Below are 24,841 nucleotides of genomic sequence, written 5' to 3'. Positions count from 1 at the left end.
TATTGTTTGCTATTCATGAGAATAGGAAAGGGTTGATCAAATGCTACATACGAAAAAGATTGGATTTATCGGAACAGGAGTTATGGGCTCTAGTATTGTTAAACACTTATTAAAGGCTGGTTATGAGGTAAGTGTATATACTCGTACGCAATCTAAGGCTCAGAGCTTAATTGAGCTTGGTGCAAAATGGGCAGAAACACCAAAAGACGCAGCAAAAAATAGGGACATAATTTTTACAATGGTGGGCTTCCCTATAGATGTTGAGGAGGTTTACTTTGGTGAGCAAGGACTTTTACAAACTGCCCGAAAAGGAGCGGTTGCTGTAGATTTGACAACTTCTGAGCCTACACTTGCGAAAAAGATATATGAGTCAGCAAAGGAAAAAGGGATTTCTAGTATTGATGCACCTGTATCGGGTGGGGATATTGGTGCTCAAAATGGGACGCTTTCTATTATGGCGGGCGGAGACGAAGCTGTTTTTAATGAATTACTTCCGATTCTACAAATCTTTGGCGAGAATATAGTGTATCAAGGTGAAGCAGGTGCAGGCCAGCATACAAAAATGTGTAATCAATTGCTTATTGCAACGAATATGATTGGGGTTTGTGAATCAATTGCATATGCCATGAAGGCAGGATTAGATATAGAAAGGGTACTTCAATCTATTTCTACAGGAGCAGCTGGATCTTGGTCATTGAGCAATCTTGGTCCACGCATGATTAAAGGAGATTTCGAACCAGGCTTTTATTTGAAGCATTTCATTAAGGATATGAAAATTGCCATTGATGAAGCGGAAAAAATGAACTTAAATCTACCTGGTGTAAAACTTTCTAAAGAGCTTTATAATACGCTGTTAGAAAAGGGCTATGGAGATAATGGGACACAAAGCCTGATTAAATACTATATTGATTAATTTTTTGTTCAATCTATAATTGAACGCTGTCTTGTGTTTGTTGAAATTTAGATATAGAAAATATTTTTTTAGGGGCGAACACTTTGGGGAAAACAGTTAATCGTCAAAACTCTAATACAAGAGGTCCGATTGCCTTATATCTTTCGTTACCCATTCTTTCCTGGGCATTTTACGATTTTGCCAACACGATATTTTCGTCTAACATTAATACAGTATTTTTCCCATTTTATATGGATGAAGTACTAGGAACTGACGAAGTTCGACAGCAGGTTGCAAGCACGTTTATATCTTATGCGAATGCAGTAGCTAGCTTCTTCCTCGTACTATTTTCACCGTTGTTTGGTGTGTGGATTGATAATACTGGCTACAAAAAGAGGTTTATCGTTTGGTTTGCTTCTATTTCGATTGTTTTCACGTTTATGATGGGGGTCTTTGCGAGTTTTGATTTTAATATACATTACTCAGGTGTTCCCCTTAGTTTGTTTTTAGTTGTTGTAAGCTTTGTTATAGCTAAATTTTTCTTTAATTCTAGTTTAGTATTCTATGATTCCATGATGGGGGATCTTGGGACAAAAGAAGAAATGCCTTTAATATCTGGCTTTGGTGTGGCAGTAGGGTATCTGGGTACGCTGTGCGGTTTGCTAGTATATCTACTTGTAAGCGATGGAGACTTCCATCGTGCATTTATACCGACAGCTATTCTCTATCTAATCTTTTCCTTGCCATTATTTTTCTTTATAAAGGATAAGCCAATCCCTAAGGCAGAGAGAAAAAAGGTTAAATTTCTAGAAGGCTATAAGGAAATTATTCAGACCTTCAAGGAAATGAAAAAGTATAAAGCGATTTTTACATTTATGATTGCTTACTTTTTCCTAAATGATGCAATAGCAACAACGATCGCTATGATGGCTGTTTATGCAACGGCTATTGTAGGATTTACATCGGGTCAATTTATAATCCTGTATTTGGTCAGCACAATTGCAACTGTCATTGGTTCAATGGTATTTGGATATATCGCAAAATGGATTGGGGCAAAACAATCTATAACGATAGTTGCAATTATTATGATTGTGGCCCTTATTTTAGCTGTATTTGCGACAACTCAGGGAATGTTCTGGATTGCGGGTAGTATGTTTGGTATTTCTCTTGGATCCATGTGGGTTACCTCTCGCACATTAATTATTGAATTATCTCCAGAAGAAAAGCGCGGACAATTTTTTGGCTTATTCGCATTTTCAGGAAAAGTGTCATCGATAATTGGGCCAGCAATTTATGGTACGATCACATTAATCCTTAGAGATCAAGGAACATTAGCAAGTCGAGTAGCGTTAGGTTCCCTAATCATACTGACATTAATTGGACTACTCATACATTTGAAGGTAAAACCTGAAGAAAATAGATGATAGGAGAATACCTTCCCCTATGTTACAATTTACTTATAAAAATCTGTATCAAAAGTAGCTAAAATAAAAATGTTTTAGCCGGGAAAGGAAAGCGTGAGTGACTTGGAACATAAAGGTATTTTACTAGAAAGTGGTACAAATGAACTTGAAATTGTAGAATTTGAAGTCGCTAATAATAAATTTGGTATTAATGTGATAAAGGTTAAAGAAATCATCCAACCGATTCCTGTGACTTTTATCCCGCATGCACATCCTCATGTTGAAGGGATTATTCAACTTCGTGGAGAAGTATTGCCTGTAGTGAATATGCTTAAGGTTTTAGGGATTTCTAATGGAACATTTTCTGCACAGCAAAAATATATTGTTGCTGAGTTTAATAAGCAAAAGGTTGTTTTCCATGTTGATAATGTTACACAAATCCATCGCATTTCTTGGAATGAAATTGAAAAGCCTTCAGATATGTATCAAGGTGGCTCAAGTCAGGTAATTGGGGTTATTAAACAGCAGGACACAATGCTTTTATTACTGGATTTCGAGAAAATTATGGTGGACATCAATCCTGAGTCGGGAATCAACGTAGAATCTGTGAAAAAGCTGGGTAAACGTGAACGTTCTGAAAAGAAAATTGTTATTGCAGAGGATTCTCCATTACTTCGAAAATTATTGCATGATACGATGCATGAAGCAGGCTATGTAAACCTTGAATTCTTTGAAAATGGCCGTGATGCTTTTGATTACCTGGAATCACTTCTAAGTACAGGAAGCAATATTGAAGAGCATGTACAATTAGTAGTAACAGATATTGAGATGCCACAAATGGATGGGCATCATTTTACTAAAAAAATTAAAACAAATCCTTCATTAGCGAAGCTGCCTGTAATTATCTTCTCAAGCTTGATAACAGATGATCTTCGTCATAAAGGGGAAGTAGTAGGTGCCCAAGAGCAAATTAGTAAACCTGAAATAGCGGAGCTCATTTTAAAGGTCGACGAATTGATTCTATAAAAAAGAGGTCAATATTTTAGGCAGTCTAAAAATTATAGTTTAGTTAGTAAGGCTCTTCCAAGGTGATTGATTTATATTAGAACACGGTCGGAAACCTTTCAAGGGTTAACGATTGTGTTCTTTTTTCTTCTCGGGTTTAAAGTTGAAATTTTTAATCCATTCTTTAGGGTATAGAAGAGTAGTGTTTCTTCCATATGAAATTTCAAAGAGAGAAGTGATAACAATAGAAAATATGGAAAATTTAAAAACGGCTATTATCGATATTGGGTCCAACACAATACGTCTAGTACTTTATAAATATAATAACCTTGAAGGCTTAAGAGAATTCGGAAATATTAAAACAGTGGCAAGGTTGCGAAAATATCTGCAAGCAAATGGTGAGATGTCTGAAGAAGGTATCGTGCTCTTGGCTGACACATTAAGCTCATTTAAAAAAATTATCGACGATTATGATGTAACAGATATAAAGGCGACAGCCACAGCGGCAATTCGCCAAGCTACTAATAACCAGACCATTATTGATCGTATGGAAAAAGAAACAGGAATTCTAATCGATTTATTAACAGAGGAAGAAGAAGCCTTTTTTGGATTCGTTGCTGTTGCTCATTCAATGGATACGAAATCGGCAGTTACAATTGACATCGGTGGTGGCTCTACGGAAATCACTTTATTTGAGGATAAAAAGCTACAAAAAACAATTAGCTTTCCATTTGGTACGGTTTCCCTTAAGGAAATGTTCGTTTCAGGAGAAGCAATCAGTAAGGAAGAAAAAGAACCATTGCGTCAGTATGTGAGACAGCAATTTGAAAAGCTTGAATGGATAAAGCAGATTGGGCTTCCTGTCATTGGAATAGGAGGAAGTGCTCGAAATGCTGCACAAATTCATCAGCAGCTAATTGAATATCCGATATCTGGCGTTCACCAATACGAAATTACTCGTGAAGAGCTGACAAACTTAAGTAGTTATTTGGAAACATTTAGCTTTGAGCAGCTCAAGCAATTGGACGGGCTCTCATCAGACCGTGCTGATATTATAGGAATCGCTTTGGAGGTATTCAGGGAGCTCATGGTGATGGTAGAGGCAAAGACCTTTCAAATAAGCAAGAAAGGTCTGCGAGAGGGCTTAATCTATAATCAAGTACTTCAAAATAATAACCGAGCATTTGATAAATATAATGTCTTTGAAGGATATGCTCGTAGAATTACCTTTGAATATGGACGTTCAGAGGATGAACGTATCTTCCTTCGAGCTATTACAGAGCAGTTTTATAGAGAGTGCTGTCGATTAAATGTATGTAATTACAATGAAGAGCAACTGAAATTGCTGAAAAGGGCGGCTCAAGTATTTGCGATCGGTGAATATATTGAACAGGATTCCTCCAATCGCCATACATTTTATTTACTTGCAAACCAATCCATTGCAGGAATGAATCACGTGGATCGAGTAAAACTGGCCTTAGTTGCTTCCTATAAAAATAAAGATTATTTTAGAAGGTTTGCAGCTCCCTTTATTACATGGATACCAAGAGATGAGCTAAAAATGCTAAGAGACTTTGGAGCTATGCTGAAATTTATTTACGCACTCAACGTTTCCAAGCGAAATATTGTGGAATCTGTTGAATTTGAAGAAATAGATGACGTCGTTCAAATCAATGTTAAGGCACAGCACATTCCAATGGCGGAAATTTATCAATGTGAGCGTCAAAAAAAACATATAGAACGGATAGTTAAAAAACCTGTACAAATTCATTTTTATAAAAAGGGTGACTAGAGATGACTACTGAATTTCAGTTAGACTCTTACGGAGAGAAAGAGAATGAAGAGATGATTGATTACGAGTATATGTTAGAAGAAATTTCAAAGCCACAATACTACAATAACCGCGAGCTAAGCTGGTTAGCATTTAATGAACGTGTATTAGAGGAAGCAGAAGATTCAGCGAACCCTTTACTAGAGCGATTAAAGTTTTTAGCCATTTTCAGCTCGAATTTAGATGAATTTTTTATGGTTCGAGTAGCGGGCTTACAGGATCAGGTAAGAGCAGGCTTTCATAAGCCTGAAAATAAGTCTGGCCTTACTCCTAAGGAACAGCTAGAAAAAATTGCTCAAAAGACACAGGCGCTAGTTCGTAGACAAATGGAAGTCTTCCAATATCTTGTACACGATTTGCTGCCAAAGGAAAAAGTATATGTCCGTGACATTAAAGCATTAAATGAACAACAAAAACAGTTTGTAAATGAGATGTTTGAAGAAACGATTTTTCCAGTTCTTACGCCAGTAGCAGTTGATGCTTATCGTCCTTTTCCTACTTTAATAGGTAAAACTTTAAATCTGCTCGTGATGCTTGAAGAACATATGTATAGTGAGCATAACGAAAAAGTAGCAATTGTACAGGTTCCTTCCGTTTTAGACCGTTTTATAGAAGTACCAAGTGAAAAAGGCGAGAAGGTTTTTGTCTTTTTAGAGGATGTGATTACCTCTCATCTTGATAAGCTATTCTATGGATACAATGTGAAATCAACTCAAGCCTTCCGATTAACTCGTAATGCCGACTTAACGATTCATGAGGAGGGTGCACGAGATTTACTTGTTGAGATAGAAAAGGAATTGAAAAAGCGAAAATGGGGCGTTGGAAGCCGTTTAGAGGTACGTGACGGTGAAATGAGCGATGAAGTCCTGGACTATTTACTAGAAGAGTTTGAGATTCAAGAATCCGACGTATTTAAAATTGATGGGCCATTGGATCTAACATTCCTATTTAGCTTTGTGAAGAAGATTTCTATTGGTCGGGAATATTTAGAGTATGAGAGCTTTATACCTTTACGACCAAGGGATCTAGCATCTAATGAAAATATCTTTGAGAAGGCTTTAACTCAGGATATTTTTTTCCATCATCCTTATGAATCCTTTGAACCAATCGTGGATTTTGTAACTGAAGCTGCAACCGATCCCTCAGTCTTAGCGATTAAACAAACATTATATCGTGTAAGCGGCAACTCACCAATTATCAATGCTTTAAAGCAAGCAGCAGAAAACGGGAAGCAGGTAACGGTTCTAGTTGAGTTAAAGGCGCGATTTGACGAAGAAAATAATGTACATTGGGCAAAAGAGCTAGAGCAATCTGGATGTCTTGTAATTTATGGGATGAACAATTTAAAAACACATTCTAAAATTACATTAGTAGTTCGCCAAAATAACGGTAAGATTGAACGTTTTGTTCATCTGGGAACAGGGAACTACAATGATGCCACTGCTAAGTTTTACACCGATATGGGGATTATTACATCAGTGAAGGAATTCGGAATTGATGCAACAAACTTCTTTAATTATTTGAGTGGCTATACAGAAAAACCAAAATTCCACCATTTAGTCGTAGCACCCTTTGATATTCGTGATGAATTTATTGAATTAGTAGATAAAGAAATTCGCTACCATAAAAAATTTGGGAATGGATTCATCCGTGCAAAAATGAACTCCTTAACCGATAAAGATCTTATCATGAAGTTCTATGAAGCCTCTATTAATGGCGTCAAGGTTGAACTTGTTATTCGAGGGATTTGCTGCTTGCGTGCAGGAGTTCCAGGAATAAGTGAAAACATTACCGTGACAAGTATTGTGGGACGTTTTTTGGAGCACACGCGTATCTACTGGTTCCACCACAATGGAGAGGATAATATTTATTTATCCTCAGCCGACTTAATGACACGCAATATGATTAAACGTGTGGAGATATTATTCCCGCTTTATTCGAATGACATTAAAGATAGAGTCATGAATATATTACAGACTCAGATAGCCGACAATGTAAAGGCGCGTATTCAAGATTCAACAGGAAAGTATTACTTTAAAAAATTAAATGATACAGATAAAAGAATTAATTCGCAGGAGCAGTTTTTACTTGAGGCAATGAGTACCGTTGTAGTTGAAGAGTAAGCTGAAAATAGGCAGGTCTTATTATATTAGGAAAATGATATCTCTCATCTATTACAAGGTGAGAGATGATTTTTATGGGCATTTTTCCTTATTTAAAAATAAAAATTTAACGAAAAGTTGATTTAGTTGTACATTTGTCCTACAATTAGATGGAAATATCGATATTTAATGGATTATAGTGTTATAATATAACTATATTTATTTTTGCATCACGTCTTTATCTAATGGAGGATAATATGATTACTTTTCCAACAATGGAGTTTGAAAACTACCTGCAAGATATCATGAAACTAAATCCATTTGATTCTGTTGTCATTTTAAAAGCACAGAATGAAGGAAAATTTACTGTAGAGATGATTAACTCAAATGCTCAAATTCTTTCTCCTGTACCATTTTTTAAAGGAATGGATGCAAGTGCGTTTTTTCAATGGTTAAACTGGCCGAACTTGGTGGAATTGCTCCAATATCCAAAGGAAGAAGTCGAATTTATTTCCATAGAGAATCCTTCAAAGCAAGTTTCAATTTATATTCAACCAATTGTTAATAACAAGGAAAAATATTATGCGTTAATTTTGAAGAAAGTAAATGAGGACAAGAATTCCTATAGTCTTTATACATTTCAAAATGAAAATACAGGTCTATTAAATAAAAGAGCTTTAAATATTAAATGGTCTGAGCATTATCAAAATTATAATGATTCTCGTCAAATTTCTTTTTTACTAGTGGATTTAGATCGTTTTAAAAAATACAATGAATCACTAGGTAAGCAAAAAGCGGATGAGATGATCAAAAAAATCAGTGAACGCTTTTATCTGGTTGGCAGTAAGTCGTGTGAGCTTTTCCACTATAGTGGAGATGAGTTTGTATTTCTAGTACGCCATACCCTTCGTGAAGAGGTAGAGCTTGTAGTTAATAGAATTTACGAGCAGCTTAAGGAGCCATTTTTGATAGATGTACATGAGTACTTTGTGACATGCTCTATAGGCATTTCAACAATTGCAGCAGATGATTGCCGTGATTTAGAGACTTTATTACACCAGGCGGAACAGGCCTTATTCTATGTAAAAAAACATGGTCGTGCACATTTCCGATTTTATCGTGAGGAAATGAGTCATACCTTCCAAAATGAAGTGCTAATGGAAGCTCATTTAAGAAGAGCAATCGAGTTTAATGAACTATCGATACATTTGCAGCCACAAATTGATTTTGATACATATGAAATTGATAGCTTTGAAGCATTAATAAGATGGAATAATCCAAAGTTTGGCTTCGTGCCTCCATCACAATTTATCCCAATTGCGGAATCTTCAGGCTTGATTATCCAAATTGGCGAGTGGGTTTTAAATCAGGTTTGCAGATACCAGCAGGAATGGAAGTCAAAGGGGTACAGACCTGTTCGAATTGCTGTCAATATCTCACCAAAGCAATTCAAACAAGAAAACTTTGCCGAGAAGGTTAAACGAATCATTCTAAAATACAATGTTGAGCCACGTTACATTGAACTGGAGATTACGGAAAGCTCAATGGTAAATGTCGATGAAACGGAAAGCATCTTAAAAAACCTCAAAGCATTAGGTGTCTTCGTTTCTGTGGACGATTTTGGGACAGGCTATTCATCTTTAAGTTATCTGAAAAAATACCCAATTGACATCATCAAAATCGACCAATCCTTTATCGCCGATTTGAATAAGGATGATAAAAATGAAGCGATCGTAAAAGCCATTATTGCCCTTTCTCAAAACCTAGAAATGGATGTAATCGCAGAAGGGGTAGAGGAAATCTCGCAAGAAAACTTCCTGAAGCTGCATCAATGTAAAAAAGGACAGGGCTACCTATACAACAAACCTCTTCCTGTAGCAGAAATAGTAGAAAAATATCTAGTAAAATAAAAGCAGCCAGCAAATTTTATGTAAGTAGAATTTGTTGGTTTTTTTGTGCATGCCCCGAAACCAGCCTAAGCAGCGTTATCGGGAAGGGAGAAAGTGTGTCAGTTCCCCAAAACATCCAAAAACAGCATCACTGGGAACATAAGATAAAATAATTCACCATATATACCAAAAGTTAAATAAAAGCTACCAAAATCCACCCCCAATAAACAAACCTAAGATACTCAGTCCACGCCCCCCTCGTGGACAATAACCCTATTAAACTCCCAATCCCATTTGTAATTGTCACTTCAGCTAGCTACGATCAACTTCTTCCAACACCACATTCACAAAATCACTTATCTTTAAATTCTGAAAACTAAAGTGACAGAGTTGTAAATTTATAGTAAGATGAAAAGTGAATGAACATTCATTAAGGGGTAGGGGGAATTTTCATGTTGAAGAGTGAGACAATTATTGTTACTGGTGGTTCTAGTGGGATGGGACTGGCTATGGCAAAGCAGTTTGTCAAAGAAGGGGCAAATGTGGTAATTACTGGTCGTGATAGAGAGCGCTTACAAAATGCGAAGGAAGAAATCGCAGCTTTTGGAGATAGTATTGAAATTTTCCAGATGGATGTACGTGAAGTTGAGCATGTGAAGGCTATGGTTCAGTTTACAGTAGAGAAATTCGGGAAAATTGATGGACTAGTAAATAACGCAGCAGGTAACTTTATTGTGGCGGCTGAAAAGCTTTCGCCTAATGGATGGAAAGCAGTTATCGACATTGTTTTAAATGGAACGTTCTATTGTTCATCTGAGGTTGGAAAGTACTGGATTGAAAATGGAATCAAAGGAAAAATCGTGAATATGGTGGCGACTTATGCATGGGGTGCTGGTGCTGGTGTCGTACATTCTGCTGCAGCGAAAGCTGGTGTTTTATCATTGACACGTACTTTAGCTGTAGAATGGGGAAATCAATATGGCATTCGAGTTAATGCAATCGCCCCAGGTCCGATTGAAAGAACAGGTGGAGCGGGCAAGCTTTGGGAGTCGGAGGAACAGGCTAAACGAACGTTGAATTCGGTACCATTAAAGCGACTTGGAACACCGGAGGAAATTGCAGAACTTGCTACATTTATTATGTCCAACAAGGCTTCTTATATGAATGGGGAATGTGTGACACTTGATGGTGGACAATGGTTAAACCCATATCCGTTTTGATTTTTTCTCCAAATAATTAGAACAAAAATCCTTAAGTAAATCTTGGCATTTCACTATAAAACAGAATACCTATGAGGGTTAGTTGCATACTAATTACACTTTCTTTATATGAAAAAAAGGAGGTGTAATTATGGGAATGTGGACTGTGCCCACTATTATTACTGGCATCATCATTGTTGCTATCTCGTACTTTCTAACCGCTGGTGTTATGAAAAAGGTTAAACACCGTGAATCAGCTGCGGACGTACCGATTAGCAAAATTGTCAGAGACCATCCAGTGGCGATGAACCCGATCATAATTATGTATCTTATTTTCGGTTTATTTACTGGAATAATTATCTTTTATTATTGGTCAATTTATGGATATTAGTATGTGAAAATTTTTTTGAAATCATCCTTCTACTCAAAAATACCGGCTTATATCATGGTCAATTGTGAACAAATTGTGATATGATATAAGGAGATTGTAGTTTTCCTGTTACAAAAGTTATTGACAGGCAAAGGAGTAGAAGGTCATGATTTCAACAAATACAAGAGCATTATTAGAGACGCCAATTAGTGACTTTATCATTTCATCGGAAAAAGTTGCCCATGTACAAATTGGCAATAGTGCAGAACATGCTTTACTCGTCTTAACAAAAACAGGTTATTCTTCTGTACCAGTATTGGATATCAAGTATCGTTTACATGGACTTTTAAGCAGTAAAATGATAACAGAATCCATCCTGGGTTTAGAACGAATTGAATATGAAAAATTAGGAAATATCAAAGTTGATGATTGCATGGACCGGGATGTTACGTTTTTAAAAATTACTGATACGTTCCAAAAAGCATTGGATTTAGTCATTAACCATGCCTTTTTATGTGTTGTTGACGATGAGGGAACATTTGTCGGCATTTTAACGCGTCGTGTAATTTTAAAGCAGTTAAAAAAATATATTTATCAAGTAGAAGATTAATAGAATAGATTGTTAAAAAACTCGACAAAATCCGCAAATGGGTTTTGTCGTTTTTTACACTTAAGAAAAATAAGGGGGAGAGTTAAATGACTGCAACAGAGGCAGAAATTATTAAAATTCTAGCAGAAGAGAAGAATATGAGAAAAGCGGCGGAGCGATTATTCCTGACTCAGCCAGCACTCTCCCAAAGACTGCAATCCATAGAAAAGGATTGGGGTGCCCAGCTATTTATTCGCTCGCAAAAAGGACTGACGCCAACACCTGCTGGAGAACTTGTCATTCAATATGCAACTGAAACCATTAGTAGAAAAGAACAAATTTTTGATACAATCCAAGCATTAAATGAGAAAGTACATGGTACATTGAAAATTGCCTGTGCTTCAATCGTGGGGCAAAATTGGCTTCCTAAAGTTTTAAAGGAGTTTGTCACAATTTACCCTGATGCCAAAATTTCACTTATTACAGGATGGAGCTCTGAAATTGTCAAAGCATTATATGAGGGTGAGGCACACGTTGGAATTGTGCGTGGTCAGGTTGAATGGAAGGGGAAAAAAGTTCATTTATTTAGAGATATGATGTACCTCGTAGATAAGGAAATTGAAAATATAGATGATATTTTGACAACGGATAGACCCTTTATTCAATTTAAAAGTGATTCAAACTATTACCAGGAGATTCAGCTTTGGTGGCAGCGTCATTTCTCCTCCAATCCGAAAAGGCAAATCATTGTAGATCAAATTGAAACATGTAAACAAATGGCCATGAACGGTATAGGTTATGCAATTTTACCTTCCATTACTTTAAATGGGGAAGAAGAGGTTAATAAAATCCCATTAACTCAAAATGAAAAAGATACAGGCTTAACTCGGGATACTTGGTTGATAGGCTATGACTCCTCCTTTGAGTTAAGACAGGTTTCTGCCTTTATGAATGTCGTAACACAGCATGCAAGTTGTCTTTATGATTATACGAAGTAATGTATAATTACTTAATAGAAACCAGTCAATTATACGTGCTATTTATTAGAAAATTTAGTACAATCAAATATGTGAGTTAATTTTACATAGATAAGGAGATTTAACAATGACTAACAAATTAAATGCACAAGAAATTATTCAATTTATTTCAGATTCTAAAAAGGTAACACCGGTGAAAGTGTATGTAAAAGGTGAAGGTGTTGCTTCTTTATCATATGGAGAAAATTCTAAGGTTTTCGGTGAAGGAAATAGCGCAGTAGTTTTCGGTGAGTGGAGCGAAATCGAAGCGAGCTTAAAAGAGCATGGTAGCCAAATTGCTGACTATGTAATTGAAAATGATCGTCGTAATTCTGGTGTACCTTTACTAGATTTAAAATATCAAAATGCACGTATTGAGCCAGGTGCAATTATTCGTGACCAAGTAACTATTGGTGATAACGCGGTTATTATGATGGGTTCTATTATTAATATCGGTGCAGAAATCGGCGAAAAAACAATGATCGATATGGGAGCTGTATTAGGCGGTCGTGCAACTGTTGGTAAAAGCTGCCACATTGGAGCAGGAACTGTTCTTGCAGGTGTAATCGAGCCACCTTCAGCAACTCCAGTTATCATTGAAGATGACGTAGTAATTGGTGCTAACGCTGTAGTTTTAGAAGGTGTACGTGTAGGTCAAGGTGCTGTTGTAGCAGCAGGTGCTATCGTAATTAGCGATGTTGAACCATACACAGTTGTAGGTGGAGTTCCTGCACGTGTTTTAAAAACATTAGATGAAAAAACAAAGTCAAAAACTGAAATCATTGATGCTCTAAGAAATATTTAAGAAGGTGTTAGGATGGATACACTTATTCAAATTCGTAGAGAGCTACATCAAATACCTGAGTTAGGATTCAAAGAATTCAAGACTCAAAAGTATCTGTTAGATAAAATCTCTCAATTTCCACAAGAGCATTTAAGTGTGACAACCTGGAAAACAGGTATTGTGGTGAAAATTGAAGGCAGTAATCCATCTAAAACAATTGGTTGGCGTTCAGATATTGATGGGTTGCCTATTGTTGAGGAAACAGGTCTACCTTTTTCATCTACCCATGAAGGGAATATGCATGCTTGTGGCCATGATTGCCATATGACGATCGCTCTTGGCTTAGTAGAGGCATTAGCGAATACACAGCCAATACAAAATGTAATCGTGTACTTCCAGCCGGCAGAGGAAGGACCAGGTGGTGCTGAACCAATGGTCAATTGGTTAAGAGCAGAACGCCCAGATCTTTTACCAACTGAAATGTATGCATTGCATGTTGCCCCTGAATACCCTGTAGGAACGGTGGCAACACGTGCTGGTTTATTATTTGCCAATACATCCGAGCTTTTTATCGATTTGAAAGGATTGGGTGGACATGCTGCATATCCTCATAAAACGAGGGATATGACAGTTGCTGCGGCAAATTTAATCCTACAATTACAAACGATTGTCAGTCGTAATGTAAATCCAATGGATAGCGCTGTAGTGACAGTCGGCAAGCTGACTTCTGGAACAGTTCAAAATATCATTGCGGAAAATGCAAGATTGGAAGGAACAATTCGTACACTTAATGCCGAGGCGATGGCTGATGTGAAAAAGCGAATTGAAGCAATTTGCTCAGGCATTGAAGCCTCCTTTGAATGCGAAATTCACATTGATTATGGCGCTATGTATTATGAGGTTAATAATGACGCTGAAGCTGCCAAAAAGCTATTAGATTTTGCGCAAGAATTTGAAGGAGCAACTGCATATGAATGTCCAGCAGCAATGACTGGTGAAGATTTTGGTTACTTCCTAAAAGGAATACCAGGCGCGATGTTTTGGACAGGTGCTAATTGTGAATATGGTTTACATCATGCGAAAATTAACCCGGATGAAGAGCTATTAGCCTTTAATACGAAATTCGTGGAGCAATTTATTCGCAGCGTATCATAAAAAAATGGAAATGCCCTGTAGAAGGGACATTTCCATTTTTATTTTCCTTCGACTGTTGGATGCATTAGGTGTGGCGCTTTTTTTTGTGTCCAACCCAGGGCTAATCCGAAGCAGCCTAATAATATAACTGCACCAAATGCAAATGGTATAGATAAATGCCATTCTAATAGTACACCGGCAAGTGCTGGGCCAATCATGTTACCTAAGCTCATGTAAGCATTATTCATTCCCGCTGCATAGCCTTGCTCGTTACCAGCAAATTTGGAAATCAATGTGTTTACGGCTGGGCGAATAAATACTCCTGCAACTTGGAATAGAGTGGCAATTGTTAGGATAACGAAGAAACCACTTACAAAAATCATTAAAACCATTGTAATGGCTGCAACTAATAGGTTCACTAAAATAACCTTCATCTCACCGAAGCGTCTAAATAATTTATCGATAATAAACATTTGTAGAACTACACCAGCAAATCCACCAACCGTAATAACAATAGCGATATATGTAGCGGTATAATCAAATTTATAAGTTAAAAACATCGATAATGTCGACTGGAAGTTTGAAATTCCAAAGTTAAATGTAAATACAACAATTAAAATAACAAAATAAGGTGTTTTAACTGAACGAACTAATTGCTTTAAAAGTTTTTCTCGAGGTACATGTTTTGTAGCCTCATTCAAATGCGGTTTAACATTTGGTAAAACAATAAAGGAAAGAAGTGCAGCTATTAAAGATACGCCACCTGCTAAAAAGAATGGGAAATGTATATTAACAGTTGCTAAAAATCCACCCAAACCAGGTCCTATCATAAATCCAAGAGAAATAGCAGCTCCGATTAAGCCCATCCCTTTTCCGCGTTCTTCAATTGTTGTGATATCTGCCACATAAGCCATGACAGTAGTCATGATAAAGGCAGCTCCGAACCCACTTAAAAAACGACCAAGATATAAAACCCATACATCCGTAGCTAACCCAAATATAATCTGTGAAATTCCATAAACAATCAGTCCACCGATGATAAATAATTTACGGCCATAGCGATCTGATAAACCTCCGGCAAGAGGGGAAAATAAGAACTGTGCAAATGCAAATATTGCAATTAAAGTACCGTATACTTCTCCGCCAACCCCGAAAATCTGAAGGTAGGTAGGCAATACGGGAATAACAATCCCTACACCACCCATGGTTATAAACATGTTAAGCATCAAAATCGATAAGGCTAATTTCTTCTTTTTCTGTGACATTGCAGTCCACCTTCCCCTTAAATATCCCCCATAAAGAAATTATTTCGTATATAAAAGCTTATCATATTGTATATTGATTAACTAGATTTAACTAGTGGCTTTAGGCTGAAATTCGAAAGAAAAGCCGATGAGATTCTTAAAGAATGTCATCGGCTAAAAAAACAAGGTTATCGTATACTCATTTTAAATTCCAAGAAATATTCATTATACTTACCAATCCATTGAAGGCCTAGATTTTCGTAAACCTCTAGATTATCTCTAAGTTCTTCGTCAGGGTAGAAGCGTTCATCTTCTATTACCTCTGGATCCATTAATTCCATAGCAGCAGCATTAGGAGTAGAGTAGCCAACATAATCATTGTTCTGTGCAGACACTTCCGCATCTAGCATGAAATTGATAAAGGCATGGGCACCATCTATATTCGCTGCTGTTTTTGGAATAACGAAACTATCAAACCATAAATTAGAGCCTTCCTCAGGAACAGCAAAATCTAGCTCTTCATTTTCCCACATCATATCAGCTGCCTGCCCAGACCAAGTAAGGGCAACCGTTGCTTCGTCGTTGATCATCAGTGGTGTAATTTCATCCCCGATAATGGCCTTAATATTTGGCGATAGAGTGATTAGCTTATCAGTTGCTTGGCGAAGAAGGGCATCGTCTTTTGCATTAAGTGATTCACCTAATGAGTTAAGGCCCATCCCAATTACTTCACGTGCACCATCAACTAAAAATACTTTATCCTTAAGCGATGGATCCCAAAGATCCTCCCAGGATGTAAAGTCTAAATGATCTGCAACTAAGCTTGGATTATAAACAATACCAACTGTTCCCCAGAAGTAGGGAATAGTAAACTCGTTTCCAGGGTCAAAAGCTAAGTCAAGAAAGTAAGGATCGATATTTTGTAAATTCGGCAGCTTAGAGTGATCAATCGGTAAAAGTAAGTTCTTTTCCTTCATCATCTCAACCATATATTCAGATGGAACAGCTATATCATAAGCAGAACCGCCTTGTTCGACCTTGGTCATCATGGCTTCGTTTGAGTCGAAGGTTTCGTATATGACTTTGATGCCTGTTTCCTCTGTGAATTGATCAATTAGTTCGGGATCGATATATTCGCCCCAGTTATAGACAGTAATCGTATCTTTACTACCGGCAGAACCAGCTGATTCTAATCGATCTGCTACAAAGAATAGGAGAGCACAGACAACTATGATTGCAACAGTAGCTTGAACGAGTGATTTCATCGTTGTACCTCCTGACCTGCGCGTTTTGTGCGATTTGTAACGAAGTAGTAGCCGACTACCACTAACACTGTAACAAAGAAGACAAGTCCAGAAATTGCGTTAACTGTTAAAGAAATCCCTGTTCTGGCCATTGAGTAAATTTCAATGGATAGGGTAGAAAAGCCGTTTCCTGTAACGAAAAATGTAACAGCGAAATCATCTAATGAATATGTTAATGCTAAGAAGAACCCTGCGAAAATTCCCGGCTGAATATAGGGCAGAATTACGCGTGTAAGCACGTCTCTTCTAGATGCACCTAAATCGCGGGCTGCATCAATTAAGGATGTGTTCATTTCTAAAAGCTTTGGTAAAACCATTAAAACAACAATTGGAATACTAAAGGCTACATGTGAAACTAAAACAGACATAAACCCTAATTTTACACCAATCATCGTAAATAAAATAAGGAAGCTAGCTCCAATAACAACATCAGGACTTACAATTAGTACATTGTTTAAAGACAGTAAGGTGTTTCGCATCTTTTTATCTTTAATGGAGACTATTCCAATGGCACCTAATGTACCAATAATTGTAGCAATCAATCCTGATAATAGGGCAATGATGACTGTATTAATAAGGATAACTAACAGTCTTGAATCTCCAAATACGGCTTCGTAATGCTCAAACGTGAAGGATTCGAAGTTATTCATAGAGCCACCGCTATTAAAGGAATAAAAGATTAGGTAAAAAATCGGTGCATATAACACAACAAAAACAAGTAATAAATAGACTTTTGAGGCAGTTGATAATTTCTTCATTAAGCACGGCCTCCTTTTTTCTGACCTGTAAGGAGCATAATAATAACCATGATAATGATTAAGAATACAGCGATAGTAGACCCCATGCCCCAGTTTTGTGAGACAAGGAATTGCTGCTCAATAGCCGTACCTAATGTAATTACTTGGTTCCCAGCTATTAATCGTGTAATCATGAATAATGATAGGGCTGGTATAAAAGTAACCTGAATGCCAGATTTCACGCCGTCAATTGTTAAAGGAAAAATAACGCGACGGAAAGTAGTGAAACTTGAGGCACCTAAATCTCGTGCTGCATACACTAGTGTCGGGTTCAATTTATCCAGCGAGTTAAAAATCGGAATAATCATAAATGGAATAAAAATATAAACAGAAACAAATATGAAGCTAAAATCGGTAAAGAGTATTTGCTGCTCCTCCAGTCCAAATACCTCTAAAAATGCATTAATGGGACCATATAATCCGAAAATCCCGATAAATGCATAGGTTTTTAATAATAAGTTAATCCAGGAAGGAATAATAATTAGCATTAACCATAAATGCTTATGCTTTGTTTTCGTTAAAAGAAACGCTGTCGGATAGGCGATAAGTAACGTAAAAAATGTAATTAAAAACGCATACCAAAAGCTTGTTAACGTCATTTTTAAATAAACGCTCGAAAAGAACGCAGTGTAGTTTGCTAGTGTGAAATTCCCGTTTAAATCTAGCATTGAATAATAAACAATTAAAACGATTGGCGCGATGACAAATAATGCTATCCAAATATAGTAGGGAAATAGCGAGCCCTTTGAAGCCTTACTGAACATTTTCTTCGTCTCCATAAGACTCTAAACGTTTGTCGAATTCTTCTTCCGTTTCGTTTAGACGCATTACATGAATACTTTCAGGGTCAAAATCTAAGCCAATTTGTGCGCCTACATCGGCCTTTTTAAGTGAATGAACGAGCCATTCATTGCCATCGGTATCATAAGTGGATAGCTCATAGTGAACTCCACGGAATAATTGTGTATCAACAGTAACAATAAGCTTTCCTTTATCAACAGTTGTAATTTCCAAATCCTCTGGACGAATCACGATGTCGATTTTCTCGTTCGGTCTCATACCTTGGTCTACACATTCAAAGGTTTTGCCGGCAAATTGAACCTTGAAGTCCTCAATCATAACACCTGTAACGATATTGGATTCACCGATAAAGTCTGCCACAAAGCGGTTGATCGGCTCGTCATAAATATCTACTGGCGTTCCAGATTGCTGAATTTCACCATCATTGATAACGAAAATTTCATCAGACATTGCTAAGGCTTCCTCTTGGTCATGTGTTACAAAGACGAAGGTTTTTCCTAACCGCTGCTGCAGCTCGCGAAGCTCATACTGCATTTCTGAACGCAGCTTTAAATCTAGGGCAGATAAAGGCTCATCCAATAGAATTACCTCTGGATCATTTACAATTGCGCGGGCGATTGCTACACGTTGGCGTTGACCACCAGACATCTCAGAAATTTCACGAGTGCTAAAGCCAGCTAGGTTTACAAATTTTAAAGCCTCTAATACACGTTCCTGAATTTCCTTTTCCTTCAGTTTTTTAATACGCAGACCAAAAGCAACATTTTCGAAAACGTTTAAATGAGGGAAGAGTGCATAGTCCTGGAAAACAGTATTTACCTGACGCTCATGTGCAGGAATTTGGTTTATTTTTTTATCGTTAAAATAAATTCCGCCCTCAGTTGGATTTGTAAATCCGGCGATAATGCGGAGAATAGTTGTTTTCCCGCATCCAGAGGGTCCTAATAGTGTATAGAATTTTCCTCTTTCAAGCTCAAAATTAATATTTTTCAATACAACGGTTCCATCATCATAGGATTTTGAAACATTATCAAACCGAATAATTGTATCGTTCATTGTCTAGCCTCCTAAACTATAAATAAGATTCTGTGGCAACGAGCAAAATTTGAGTTTTGCCATTGTGTGCGTTGAAGATTTGATGATTTGTGGCTGCCTCATAATAGACAGCATTTCCTTCACAAGCTATATATTCGTTATTGCCTAAAACTACTCGCACTCGTCCTTTTAGCACATAGATAAATGTCTCAGCTAATGAAGGCTCGAACTGCTTATACTCGCCGTCCTTCTGAAGTGTAATAAGTACAGGTTCCATTTCCTTTTCATTGGAGGTAGGAATTAACCACTGAATCTTATACTTTTTATCTTCATCAAAAAATGAGGTTTGGTCATCTACGTTATAGATTACTTTTTGTTCCTGCAATGAGTCATCAAAGAAATCCTTTGGGGTTGTGCCTAATACTTCTAAAAGAGAAAATAATGTTTCAATTGATGGCGAATTTAAGTCGCGTTCTAGCTGAGAAATATACCCTTTTGTTAAATCAGTTCTTTCACCTAATTCTTCCTGTGTCAGTCCTTTTTTAAGTCGCAATGCTTTTATTTTCGCACCAATTTGCACCTGAATAACTCCTTGTTTGTTTAATATACATAAACTTAAAGTATGAAAGTTTACTTTTAAATAACTTAATGTTTACTATTACGATACTATTATACAGAAACGGATAGGCATTTCAATAGATGATTTTGAAATATTTCCCTAGAAAAATGCCCTTTTTTTCTAGAGTATAGTTTCTTCAACTAGCCAAAAACAATACGACAAAGTTATTTCTACCAATTGGGGGAAGTTTAAAATGATAGATTTACAAGTAGGTAAACCGGCTCCGAAATTTGAAATGGATGCGGTCATGCCTGATAAGACTTTTGGAAAAGTAGCCTTGGAAGAAAATATAAAGCTAGAGAAGTGGACGGTTCTATTTTTTTACCCGATGGATTTTACCTTTGTATGTCCTACTGAAATCACGGAAATGTCCGATTACTATGATGACTTTGAGGAGCTTGATGCCACTGTTATCGGTGTTTCCACAGACACCATTTATACGCATTTAGCTTGGATCAATACAGAGCGCACAAAAAATGGGCTTGGTCAACTTCAATACCCGTTGGCAGCAGACCCTAACCACCAGGTGGCGAAAAAGTATGGAGTATTAGTTGAAGAAGAGGGAGTTGCTCTAAGAGGATTGTTCATCATAAACCCTGAAGGAGAGCTTCAATATCACGTAGTACACCACAATAATATTGGACGTGACACAGAAGAGGTGCTGCGTGTTCTTCAAGCACTTCAAACAGGTCGCCTTTGTCCGGCAAGCTGGCGTCCGGGTGATGATACACTATAACTCCGAAATAGAAGGAGCCTTATTTCTTTTAAGGAGGAAGTTTAAATGAGATTACGGTCCCCAATGCCTGACATACAGGGTGAGACGGATTGGTTAAATGGGAAAGTAAGGCGCGAAGATCTAATAGGGGAAAGGCCAACGATTATTCATTTCTGGTCAGTTAGTTGCTATGATTGCAAAGAGTCCTTACCAGAATTCGGTAAGTTCAGAGAAAAGTATAGCGATCAAGTGAATTTTTTAGCAGTGCATATGCCAAGATCAAATGAGGATATGGATATCACTACCATTAAAAAAGTAGCCCGCAAATATAAAATCACACAGCCTATCTTTATAGATAACAAAATGAAGTTAAACGACGCCTTCAACAATCAATATGTTCCTTCCTATTTTGTATTTGATAAAAAGGGTATACTTCGCCACTATCAAGCTGGTGGAAGTGGCATGAAGATGTTAGAAAAGCGATTGCTTAAGATATTATGACAAGGAAAGTATAGACTCCAAAGTTTTGAGTCTATGCTTTTTATATTTAGAGGAAGGAGGAGAGATTAGCAGAAGCTATAATTATAAGTGGGTATTCTTGTGTAGCTGGGGGGCGATTAATGTGATTGAGAAGGGGAGGCGCTCCGTGGAGTCGCAAAGGGAGCGTTATTGCTACGATGCCAAAGGAGAACCGCTCTACACAGTCGTAAAGTGTACGATATTGCTCCAATCCAAAAGCTAGACCCGCGCGAAACGTAGTAAAGCGAGGGATATAGCTCCGATCCGGAAGCTGGATCCGCGCCAATCGTAGCAAAGCGAGGGATATAGCTCCTATCCCAAAGCCGGACCCGCCCCGATCGTAGCAAAGCGAGCGATATTACTACAATCCCAAAGCCGGACCCGCGCGGATCGTAGCAAAGCGAGTGATATAGCTCCGATCCCAAAGCTAGACCCGCGCGAAACGTAGTAAAGCGAGGGATATAGCTCCGATTCAAAAGCTGGACCCGCCCCGATTGTAGCAAAGCGAGGGATATAGCTCCGATCCCAAAGCTAGACCCGCGCCGATCATAGCAAAGCGAGGGATATAGCTCCGATCCCAAAGCTAGACCCGCGCCGATCATAGCAAAGCGAGGGATATAGCTCCGATTCAGAAGCTGGACCCGCCCGAAACGTAGCAAAGCGAGGGATATAGCTCCGATTCAAATGGCAGAACTACCCCAATCGTCGCAATAGAAACGATATTACTACTTTTCCAAGCACCACCTGCTCCAAAACGGCTCAATGCATAAATACGAAACCCACAACTCAACACTTATCCTACAATTTCGTCACTCCAAATCGTTTAACATTTTTTTCAATGGATATTTGTACAAATTAGGGACACTAAGTTAAAATAATACCATCGATGAATTTGTACGGAGGTTTAGCATGAAAAAAGAATTTGTAGTAGTTGGGTTGGGACGCTTTGGTGGGAGTATTGTTAGGGAATTGATTCGCCTTGGCGCCGACGTATTAGCAATTGATGCACAAGCAGAGCGTGTTGATGAATATGCGAAGATTGCCACACAAGCAGTTATTGCAGATACAACAGATGAAGAGGTTATTAAGTCATTAGGCTTACGAAACTTTGAGCACGTAATTATTGCGATTGGTGAAAATATTCAAGCAAGTATTTTAACAACCTTGATTCTTAAGGACCTTGGGGTAGAGCAGATTACGGTGAAGGCCCACAATGACTATCATGCAAGGGTTCTCCATAAAATTGGGGCGGATCATGTGGTGCATCCAGAGCGGGATATGGGCATTCGAATTGCGAATAATATGATGTCGAGCAATGTACTTGATTATTTGGAGCTATCGGATGAGCATTCCATTATGGAAATTCGAGCGAATGATCGAATCGCAGGCTTTTCACTAATTGACTTGGATATTCGTGCGAAATACGGTATTAACATTGTCGGAATCAAAAGGGGAGAATCCATTCTCATCTCTCCAGCAGCAGACGACAAAATATTGCTAGGCGATATTTTACTTGTAATCGGAGCTGATGTGGATATCAACCGATTCGTAAAGAAAATGATGAGCTAAAAGCCTGAAACAAAAATTCAGCATTTCTATATCATATTCATTCTATAAACCAAAATAAAAGGGGGTGGGACAAAACCCGCCTCAAAATCAAAAGCCGTTCAAATTTTACGATGAGTAAAGTTTGAACGGCTTTATTATTATGTGTCTACTATGTAGTCGTTGTTCTCCGTTACGGCGGACGCTTTCCTGGGGGCACGGCTCGAGCCTGTAGTCTCTCCCACGTGCTTGTCCCCTGGGAGTCGCCGCCTTCACTCCGAACAACTAATTTTTCTTCTATATCAAGTAAATCTCTGCATAATTTCAGGCATGAAAAAAGGACATTCTCTGTTAAAATTTAAGTATCCTACAACCAAATTTCAAACGAAAGAAGTGTCCCTATGTTTAAAGATTATAACATGAATCAAATTATATTACCGCTAGATTTAGAAGTAAAGTTACATAAAAATGATATTGCCTTTTCTATCCATCATTTGGTCGAAAGCATTCCGAACGAAGCTTTCGCTCCTTTTATTCACCATACTGGTTGTCCATCATATCATCCACGTATGATGCTAAAGCTAATTTTATGCGGTTACACACAATCCACTTTTTCAGGAAGAAAAATAGAGGATCTGACAAGAGACAGTATCCGTATGATGTGGCTTGCCCAAGGATATGAACCAAGTTATCGCACTATTAACCGTTTTCGTGTACATCCCAATATGAAGGAACTCATTCGCCAATGTTTTGTACAATTTCGTTGTCAGCTAGTTGAAGAAAAACTCATCGATCAAGAAGCGATTTTTATCGATGGCACAAAGATTGAGGCAAATGCCAATAAGTTCACATTTGTTTGGAAAAAATCAGTGGAAAAACATCATACCAACCTCGTAGAAAAATCAAATAAACTTTACGATGAGTTATTGGAACATCAAATTATTCCTGAAATCAAACGTGAAAGTGATGAGCAGTTATCAATAGAAGAGTTAACTCAAGTAGCACATCACCTAGAAGAAGTAGTCGACGACTATACAAGCAAAATAGAACATTCTGAAGATGTCATTGAGCGAAAAAGATTACGTAGCGAACGAAAAACACCAAAGCAAATCCTCAAACAAGTATATGATTGGATTATAAGAAAACAGAAATATGAAAAGGATTTTGAAGTGTTTGGTACACGCAATAGTTATTCAAAGACAGATCACGAAGCAACATTCATGCGGATGAAAGATGACTATATGCAAAACGGTCAATTGAAGCCAGGTTATAATGTACAAATCGCTACTGAAGGTCAATACACACTCGCTTATGATGTATTTCCAAATCCAACAGACACGAAAACACTTATTCCATTTCTTAATCAAATTGAAGAAAATTATTTTGAGTTACCAAAACATATTGTAGCGGATGCCGGATACGGCAGTGAACAGAATTACCATGATATTCTTAACAAACGCAAACGAACTCCACTCATTACATTTAATCAATACTTGAACGAACAGAAGCGAAAATATAAAAATGACCCTTTTAAGACAAGTAATTGGGTGTATGAGAAAGAAAACGATGTCTACATTTGTCCAAATGAAAAGAGATTAAGATTCCAATACAATTCTGTTCGTACGGATAAAGCAGGTTTCCAACGAGAATTTAAAATCTATGAGTGTGAGGAATGTACAGGATGTCCTTTCCGTACAAAATGTACGAAAGCTGCGGAAGGGAAAAACCGTAGACTCATGATTAACGAGAATTGGGAACAACAAAAAGAAGAAGTAAGAGCGAAGCTTTCAGAAGAAAAAACGGCTGCCATTTATCGTCGACGTAAAATTGACGTGGAACCAGTTTTTGGATTCTTGAAGGCTAATTTGTGTTTCCGCCGATTTTCAGTTCGTGGAAAATCGAAGGTTACTAACGAAATAGGCTTGGCATTAATGGCCACAAATTTAAGGAAATATGCGGTAAGAGGATAACACCTCTTCCAATATTTTCTTTATAAAACGCAAAAAGAGAAATTGCATTGTGCAATTTCTCTTTTTGCGTGAACTGGA

At 37.5% G+C, this 24,841-nt stretch carries 23 protein-coding genes; 16 read left to right on the top strand and 7 right to left on the bottom strand.

Going from position 1 to position 24,841, the window contains the following annotated elements; genetic code table 11:
• The first annotated feature begins 40 nt into the window (after nucleotides 1-40).
• The 12 genes from BJ095_RS08850 (at nucleotide 41) to BJ095_RS08795 (ending at nucleotide 14,235) form a co-directional block, all read left to right on the top strand.
• A complete protein-coding gene (locus tag BJ095_RS08850) occupies nucleotides 41-913 on the top strand; it encodes an NAD(P)-dependent oxidoreductase (protein WP_107934974.1) in 873 nt (290 codons plus the stop codon).
• 83 nt (nucleotides 914-996) lie between these two features.
• Nucleotides 997-2,316, top strand: coding sequence for an MFS transporter (locus BJ095_RS08845; RefSeq protein WP_107934973.1), 1,320 nt, complete (start codon nucleotides 997-999; stop codon nucleotides 2,314-2,316).
• Nucleotides 2,317-2,418: 102 nt separating this feature from the next.
• The gene (locus BJ095_RS08840; protein ID WP_107934972.1) at nucleotides 2,419-3,321 is read left to right on the top strand and encodes a chemotaxis protein; all 903 of its coding nucleotides are present in this window, start codon (nucleotides 2,419-2,421) and stop codon (nucleotides 3,319-3,321) included.
• Between the two features lie 232 nt (nucleotides 3,322-3,553).
• Nucleotides 3,554-5,092: a Ppx/GppA family phosphatase gene (locus tag BJ095_RS08835; RefSeq protein WP_107935031.1), complete on the top strand. Its 1,539-nt coding sequence runs from the start codon at nucleotides 3,554-3,556 to the stop codon at nucleotides 5,090-5,092.
• A gap of 2 nt (nucleotides 5,093-5,094) precedes the next feature.
• Nucleotides 5,095-7,254 carry an RNA degradosome polyphosphate kinase gene (locus tag BJ095_RS08830; RefSeq protein ID WP_107934971.1) on the top strand — a complete coding sequence of 720 codons (2,160 nt, stop codon included), beginning with the start codon at nucleotides 5,095-5,097 and terminating at the stop codon, nucleotides 7,252-7,254.
• A 236-nt stretch (nucleotides 7,255-7,490) separates the two neighbouring features.
• Nucleotides 7,491-9,143 carry a putative bifunctional diguanylate cyclase/phosphodiesterase gene (locus tag BJ095_RS08825; RefSeq protein ID WP_235867621.1) on the top strand — a complete coding sequence of 551 codons (1,653 nt, stop codon included), beginning with the start codon at nucleotides 7,491-7,493 and terminating at the stop codon, nucleotides 9,141-9,143.
• 431 nt (nucleotides 9,144-9,574) lie between these two features.
• On the top strand, nucleotides 9,575-10,342 hold the full coding sequence (fadH, locus tag BJ095_RS08820; RefSeq protein ID WP_107934969.1) for a 2,4-dienoyl-CoA reductase: 768 nt from the start codon (nucleotides 9,575-9,577) through the stop codon (nucleotides 10,340-10,342).
• Nucleotides 10,343-10,472: 130 nt separating this feature from the next.
• Nucleotides 10,473-10,712 carry a short-chain dehydrogenase gene (locus tag BJ095_RS08815; protein ID WP_107934968.1) on the top strand — a complete coding sequence of 80 codons (240 nt, stop codon included), beginning with the start codon at nucleotides 10,473-10,475 and terminating at the stop codon, nucleotides 10,710-10,712.
• A 145-nt stretch (nucleotides 10,713-10,857) separates the two neighbouring features.
• Entirely contained in the window at nucleotides 10,858-11,301 is a 444-nt protein-coding gene (gene cbpB / locus BJ095_RS08810; RefSeq protein WP_107934967.1) for a cyclic-di-AMP-binding protein CbpB, read from the top strand.
• An 86-nt stretch (nucleotides 11,302-11,387) separates the two neighbouring features.
• Nucleotides 11,388-12,278 (top strand): LysR family transcriptional regulator, encoded by an 891-nt coding sequence (locus tag BJ095_RS08805; RefSeq protein ID WP_107934966.1) that lies wholly within the window; start codon nucleotides 11,388-11,390, stop codon nucleotides 12,276-12,278.
• Nucleotides 12,279-12,384: 106 nt separating this feature from the next.
• Nucleotides 12,385-13,101: a 2,3,4,5-tetrahydropyridine-2,6-dicarboxylate N-acetyltransferase gene (gene dapD, locus BJ095_RS08800; protein ID WP_107934965.1), complete on the top strand. Its 717-nt coding sequence runs from the start codon at nucleotides 12,385-12,387 to the stop codon at nucleotides 13,099-13,101.
• A gap of 12 nt (nucleotides 13,102-13,113) precedes the next feature.
• Nucleotides 13,114-14,235 (top strand): N-acetyldiaminopimelate deacetylase, encoded by a 1,122-nt coding sequence (locus tag BJ095_RS08795; RefSeq protein WP_107934964.1) that lies wholly within the window; start codon nucleotides 13,114-13,116, stop codon nucleotides 14,233-14,235.
• A 38-nt stretch (nucleotides 14,236-14,273) separates the two neighbouring features.
• Here BJ095_RS08795 and BJ095_RS08790 read toward each other — a convergent pair whose 3' ends face one another.
• The 6 genes from BJ095_RS08790 to BJ095_RS08765 all read right to left on the bottom strand — a co-directional run bounded on the left by BJ095_RS08790 (nucleotide 14,274) and on the right by BJ095_RS08765 (nucleotide 19,975).
• Complete coding sequence (locus BJ095_RS08790; RefSeq protein WP_107934963.1) at nucleotides 14,274-15,479, bottom strand: MFS transporter; 1,206 nt, start codon at nucleotides 15,477-15,479, stop codon at nucleotides 14,274-14,276.
• A 167-nt stretch (nucleotides 15,480-15,646) separates the two neighbouring features.
• Nucleotides 15,647-16,723 (bottom strand): ABC transporter substrate-binding protein, encoded by a 1,077-nt coding sequence (locus BJ095_RS08785; protein WP_107934962.1) that lies wholly within the window; start codon nucleotides 16,721-16,723, stop codon nucleotides 15,647-15,649.
• Entirely contained in the window at nucleotides 16,720-17,520 is an 801-nt protein-coding gene (locus BJ095_RS08780; protein WP_107934961.1) for an ABC transporter permease, read from the bottom strand. The genes BJ095_RS08785 and BJ095_RS08780 overlap by 4 nt, the downstream gene beginning before the upstream one ends.
• Nucleotides 17,520-18,323 carry an ABC transporter permease gene (locus tag BJ095_RS08775; RefSeq protein ID WP_107934960.1) on the bottom strand — a complete coding sequence of 268 codons (804 nt, stop codon included), beginning with the start codon at nucleotides 18,321-18,323 and terminating at the stop codon, nucleotides 17,520-17,522. Before BJ095_RS08775 ends, BJ095_RS08780 begins: the two co-directional genes overlap by 1 nt.
• Nucleotides 18,313-19,416: an ABC transporter ATP-binding protein gene (locus tag BJ095_RS08770; RefSeq protein WP_107934959.1), complete on the bottom strand. Its 1,104-nt coding sequence runs from the start codon at nucleotides 19,414-19,416 to the stop codon at nucleotides 18,313-18,315. Before BJ095_RS08770 ends, BJ095_RS08775 begins: the two co-directional genes overlap by 11 nt.
• A 16-nt stretch (nucleotides 19,417-19,432) precedes the next feature.
• Nucleotides 19,433-19,975 carry a helix-turn-helix domain-containing protein gene (locus BJ095_RS08765; RefSeq protein WP_107934958.1) on the bottom strand — a complete coding sequence of 181 codons (543 nt, stop codon included), beginning with the start codon at nucleotides 19,973-19,975 and terminating at the stop codon, nucleotides 19,433-19,435.
• Nucleotides 19,976-20,207: 232 nt separating this feature from the next.
• On the opposite strand from BJ095_RS08765, the gene BJ095_RS08760 reads away from it, so the two are divergent.
• Together BJ095_RS08760 and BJ095_RS08755 are read left to right on the top strand one after the other, a co-directional pair.
• Nucleotides 20,208-20,750, top strand: a complete 543-nt coding sequence (locus BJ095_RS08760) for a peroxiredoxin (protein ID WP_107934957.1) — start codon at nucleotides 20,208-20,210, stop codon at nucleotides 20,748-20,750.
• A gap of 45 nt (nucleotides 20,751-20,795) precedes the next feature.
• Nucleotides 20,796-21,230: a TlpA family protein disulfide reductase gene (locus BJ095_RS08755; protein ID WP_107934956.1), complete on the top strand. Its 435-nt coding sequence runs from the start codon at nucleotides 20,796-20,798 to the stop codon at nucleotides 21,228-21,230.
• Nucleotides 21,231-21,876: 646 nt separating this feature from the next.
• Here the strand turns inward: BJ095_RS08755 and BJ095_RS19010 are convergent.
• The gene (locus BJ095_RS19010) at nucleotides 21,877-22,038 is read right to left on the bottom strand and encodes a hypothetical protein (protein ID WP_181418009.1); all 162 of its coding nucleotides are present in this window, start codon (nucleotides 22,036-22,038) and stop codon (nucleotides 21,877-21,879) included.
• Nucleotides 22,039-22,157: 119 nt separating this feature from the next.
• Between BJ095_RS19010 and BJ095_RS08750 the strand changes: the two genes are divergently transcribed.
• A complete protein-coding gene (locus tag BJ095_RS08750) occupies nucleotides 22,158-22,817 on the top strand; it encodes a potassium channel family protein (protein WP_107934955.1) in 660 nt (219 codons plus the stop codon).
• Between the two features lie 377 nt (nucleotides 22,818-23,194).
• Nucleotides 23,195-24,763, top strand: coding sequence for an IS1182 family transposase (locus BJ095_RS08745; protein ID WP_107934954.1), 1,569 nt, complete (start codon nucleotides 23,195-23,197; stop codon nucleotides 24,761-24,763).
• Nucleotides 24,764-24,841: the final 78 nt, after the last annotated feature.

The sequence above is a fragment of the Ureibacillus chungkukjangi genome (assembly GCF_003217295.1).
Taxonomy (GTDB): domain Bacteria; phylum Bacillota; class Bacilli; order Bacillales_A; family Planococcaceae; genus Ureibacillus; species Ureibacillus chungkukjangi.
This window is presented reverse-complemented; position numbering and strand designations above follow the sequence as displayed.

Coding starts and splice junctions, on each gene's coding strand:
- BJ095_RS08835 (WP_107935031.1), top strand. CDS start 3,554: ATGGAAAATTTAAAAACGGCTATTATCGATATTGGGTCCAACACAATA.
- BJ095_RS08830 (WP_107934971.1), top strand. CDS start 5,095: ATGACTACTGAATTTCAGTTAGACTCTTACGGAGAGAAAGAGAATGAA.
- BJ095_RS08785 (WP_107934962.1), bottom strand. CDS start 16,723: ATGAAATCACTCGTTCAAGCTACTGTTGCAATCATAGTTGTCTGTGCT.
- BJ095_RS08780 (WP_107934961.1), bottom strand. CDS start 17,520: ATGAAGAAATTATCAACTGCCTCAAAAGTCTATTTATTACTTGTTTTT.
- BJ095_RS08795 (WP_107934964.1), top strand. CDS start 13,114: ATGGATACACTTATTCAAATTCGTAGAGAGCTACATCAAATACCTGAG.
- BJ095_RS08755 (WP_107934956.1), top strand. CDS start 20,796: ATGAGATTACGGTCCCCAATGCCTGACATACAGGGTGAGACGGATTGG.
- BJ095_RS08775 (WP_107934960.1), bottom strand. CDS start 18,323: ATGTTCAGTAAGGCTTCAAAGGGCTCGCTATTTCCCTACTATATTTGG.
- BJ095_RS08750 (WP_107934955.1), top strand. CDS start 22,158: ATGAAAAAAGAATTTGTAGTAGTTGGGTTGGGACGCTTTGGTGGGAGT.
- BJ095_RS08790 (WP_107934963.1), bottom strand. CDS start 15,479: ATGTCACAGAAAAAGAAGAAATTAGCCTTATCGATTTTGATGCTTAAC.
- BJ095_RS08850 (WP_107934974.1), top strand. CDS start 41: ATGCTACATACGAAAAAGATTGGATTTATCGGAACAGGAGTTATGGGC.
- BJ095_RS08745 (WP_107934954.1), top strand. CDS start 23,195: ATGTTTAAAGATTATAACATGAATCAAATTATATTACCGCTAGATTTA.
- BJ095_RS08770 (WP_107934959.1), bottom strand. CDS start 19,416: ATGAACGATACAATTATTCGGTTTGATAATGTTTCAAAATCCTATGAT.
- BJ095_RS08760 (WP_107934957.1), top strand. CDS start 20,208: ATGATAGATTTACAAGTAGGTAAACCGGCTCCGAAATTTGAAATGGAT.
- dapD (WP_107934965.1), top strand. CDS start 12,385: ATGACTAACAAATTAAATGCACAAGAAATTATTCAATTTATTTCAGAT.
- BJ095_RS08815 (WP_107934968.1), top strand. CDS start 10,473: ATGGGAATGTGGACTGTGCCCACTATTATTACTGGCATCATCATTGTT.
- BJ095_RS08805 (WP_107934966.1), top strand. CDS start 11,388: ATGACTGCAACAGAGGCAGAAATTATTAAAATTCTAGCAGAAGAGAAG.
- cbpB (WP_107934967.1), top strand. CDS start 10,858: ATGATTTCAACAAATACAAGAGCATTATTAGAGACGCCAATTAGTGAC.
- fadH (WP_107934969.1), top strand. CDS start 9,575: ATGTTGAAGAGTGAGACAATTATTGTTACTGGTGGTTCTAGTGGGATG.
- BJ095_RS08825 (WP_235867621.1), top strand. CDS start 7,491: ATGATTACTTTTCCAACAATGGAGTTTGAAAACTACCTGCAAGATATC.